Annotated in this window: 4 protein-coding genes; 1 reads left to right on the forward strand and 3 read right to left on the reverse strand. The window is 55.9% G+C overall.

Annotation, left to right across the window (positions count from 1 at the left end; genetic code table 11):
- Positions 1 to 54 precede the first annotated feature (54 nt).
- The 3 genes from AX703_RS18095 to AX703_RS18105 form a co-directional block, all read right to left on the reverse strand.
- Positions 55 to 330: a hypothetical protein gene (locus AX703_RS18095; protein WP_062346046.1), complete on the reverse strand. Its 276-nt coding sequence runs from the start codon at positions 328 to 330 to the stop codon at positions 55 to 57.
- Between the two features lie 31 nt (positions 331 to 361).
- Positions 362 to 730: a hypothetical protein gene (locus tag AX703_RS18100; protein WP_156135916.1), complete on the reverse strand. Its 369-nt coding sequence runs from the start codon at positions 728 to 730 to the stop codon at positions 362 to 364.
- 139 nt (positions 731 to 869) lie between these two features.
- Positions 870 to 1,904 carry a sensor histidine kinase gene (locus AX703_RS18105; protein WP_197423759.1) on the reverse strand — a complete coding sequence of 345 codons (1,035 nt, stop codon included), beginning with the start codon at positions 1,902 to 1,904 and terminating at the stop codon, positions 870 to 872.
- A gap of 603 nt (positions 1,905 to 2,507) precedes the next feature.
- On the opposite strand from AX703_RS18105, the gene AX703_RS28475 reads away from it, so the two are divergent.
- Positions 2,508 to 2,687: a hypothetical protein gene (locus AX703_RS28475; protein ID WP_231735605.1), complete on the forward strand. Its 180-nt coding sequence runs from the start codon at positions 2,508 to 2,510 to the stop codon at positions 2,685 to 2,687.
- Positions 2,688 to 2,706: the final 19 nt, after the last annotated feature.

The following is a 2,706-nucleotide window of genomic DNA, read 5'->3' on the forward strand; positions in this document are numbered from 1 at the left end:
CAAATCCGCTAAAACCCACGCATTCCCAAAGGCTTCAGAGTTTTTCACGGGCGACTATCTGTAGGGACCTACCGTGAAGGTTTCGGTGAATGTTCTTTTGATACCTTCGCTAGGATCGGAATCAGGGCGCAGCTCTCCGCCTTCGTTCTCCCACGCACCAATTTCGCTCTTGGCAAAATCTGCTTCACGCTGATCATCGGGTTTGCTGCAAAGGCTCGCACCGATCAGCGCAAGCTGGTGGGCAATGTCCTCAAGGGCGAGAACCATCCGTTCCTCAACGGTTGCGTCGGCGCGGCGTTGGTCGCGGGCCTGGACTTCGGTCGGCGTCATGTCACACCTCTTGAGTTCGAAAACGATCGCGTCACAGCGAATGTCGCCGTTTGAACTCGCGCTCAACCAGCCTTATGACTTCATCTTCGTGGCTTTCGCTGTCTAGCGGAACCTCGTTCGCTCGCGCAGCGCGGTTCTGTACGATCCTCGCCTTGAGCTGCAGGATTACCTCAGGATCAGCATCAGCAAGAAAGCCGATCAAGGCCCGCAAAATCTGCTCCTGCGCCTCAACTTTGCGCTTGACCAAAGCAAGGTCATTTGTGTGATCGGCATCCACCCTGTCATTCTTCCAAGCTCTATCCTGCTGCTGATCGGAAGTGACGGGCCACTCGCGAACCTCGTCACCCGCAGACGTAAATGCCGAGAAAGACGGTGGAGTTTTACCGGGGGTTTTGGGCATAGTCGCCTCCACATGAGCGGGAGACGCTATCTCTCAGCCAGGTCATGCCCATGGATGCGGATCTGGTCATTGGAATATGGGTTGAAATGCGCAGCAAACAAGGGCCCCGGCGAGGTAGTGGCTGCGCGAAGTGCCATGCTCAGGAGGTTACGGCGCGCGATGCAGCAAGGTGCTTGATCATGACGCTGGTGCCTGGATGTGCAGCCGTCACAATGACCGTAGCTTGCAACTGCTTTGCCAAGGCTTCGACTATGCTGGTCCCGAGTCCGGGCGGGGCGTCCTGTGACTTGCCGACCCCATTGTCTGTCACTTGAAGCAACCAGCCTTTGGCCAAGGAGCGGAAGGTGACGTGGATTTCGCCCCCAGCTTTGTGATCGGGGAAGGCATGCTTGAGCGCATTGATCACCAGTTCGGTCACGATCAGTCCCATGCTGACAGATGCTTCAGCGCTGAAAACTGTATCGTCGACCGCAATCGATAACTTCAGGTGCTCAGGCTCTAGGATCATCGAGGCACCTATGCTTGCACAAAGGGTCGTCAAATATTCTGCCAGGGCCACCCCTTCCGCTGTTGATGTGGTCAGGTGCTTTTGCAAACGCGCAACGGCCATGACCCGTTCATGGGCTTCCTTGAGATGACTACGTGCCTCCTCGGACTGCACCCGGCGCGCACCCAGCATCAGGACGCTCGCTATGATCTGAAGGCTATTGGCGACCCTGTGCTGAAGTTCCTGAAGAAGCACCTGTTTCTGCTTGATGAGATCGTCTTTCTGATCAGTCAGCAGTCGCGACTCTGAAACGTCCGCAATCGCCAGCAAGAGGCCGACTTCGTGGTCCGCCCCATAGGCAAGGCGCTGTGCGTTCAGCACGAGATGATGCAAACGTCCTGGGCGTTGAAGATCAAGTTCGTACGCTTCGATAGCAACGCTTCCCGCTATTGTGGTGGTCAGCAAGGAGCGTAAGCGTGGAAGGTTCCACTCCCCCGCCCCCAAATCCAGTAGCTTGCGCCCGGAAACTTCCTTGGGATCGAGATCGAAGAGGGTGCAGAAAGATCCGCTGGCCGCTCTTACCGTCAGGGAAGGATCCATCAGCACCAACGGCGTGCTTGACGCAAGAACGATCGCAAGCCCTAACCCGTCCGGGGCATGCATCGAAAGTGATTGGGCAGGTGCCATTGACCGGAATCCTCGCAAGGCCGCAGAGGCTGCGCAGAAGCTTGGCTGAGAGATTGCAGCGCAAATGCAGGCCAAGTGGCCACAGAGCGTCGGTCAAGACTGGTCATATCACGAGACGACCTTGGAAAACTAATGCTTTGTTTGGCTTGTGATGTGCGATGGACACGCTGGTACGAGCAGCTGCCTCCATTCTTCGGCCAGTTCAGCCGGATGCCAGGTTGCCAATCAGCCAAGCCAGCAAAACGATCAGGGCCAGAGCTTGGCCCAAGACTACGACCGCTAATATAGCTTCTGCTAAGGAGTATTTTGGAGGGCGAATGATCGTTCCGTTCAGCAGATGATCCTGCGACAGGAAATTGCCCCGGGTTCAACAGCCTCAATGGCGAAAACGCAATGAAGGTCCGTTTTCCTTATATCTGTTGAATTATCCCGCTCAAACGCCGTGTGAATTGGTACGCACGGGGAGTTGTTTATTCATTTGGGTTGAGTCGCTCTCTCTCCTTGTAAACGACCACTCTGATCACCATGTCGGGCATACCGGCGCTGGGCGATGCATGGCCCGGCTGAGAGACCTCCGTGCTCCCGCAAAAACGGAGCACCGCCATGGATCTCAATCAGCTACTTTATCATCATCAGGTGGCCCTGATAGAGGCGCAGACCTCTGTTTCTGCAAACTGCTTTGATCTTGTCGCCCACTATCGCTCCCGGATCGCGAAGATGAGAAAGAGCTTGGACAGTCCCGATGTCCGTAAGCGCGCATTTCGTAGCACGCTGCTTCCGTAGGCATTGCGGCCATCATAGT

It is taken from the genome of Novosphingobium sp. CCH12-A3, from assembly GCF_001556015.1.
GTDB classification, from domain to species: domain Bacteria; phylum Pseudomonadota; class Alphaproteobacteria; order Sphingomonadales; family Sphingomonadaceae; genus Novosphingobium; species Novosphingobium subterraneum.

What these genes read in the sequence shown, in the direction of transcription:
- AX703_RS18105 (WP_197423759.1), bottom strand. Translation starts at nt 1,904, where the DNA reads ATGGCACCTGCCCAATCACTTTCGATGCATGCCCCGGACGGGTTAGGG.
- AX703_RS28475 (WP_231735605.1), top strand. Translation starts at nt 2,508, where the DNA reads ATGGATCTCAATCAGCTACTTTATCATCATCAGGTGGCCCTGATAGAG.
- AX703_RS18100 (WP_156135916.1), bottom strand. Translation starts at nt 730, where the DNA reads ATGCCCAAAACCCCCGGTAAAACTCCACCGTCTTTCTCGGCATTTACG.
- AX703_RS18095 (WP_062346046.1), bottom strand. Translation starts at nt 330, where the DNA reads ATGACGCCGACCGAAGTCCAGGCCCGCGACCAACGCCGCGCCGACGCA.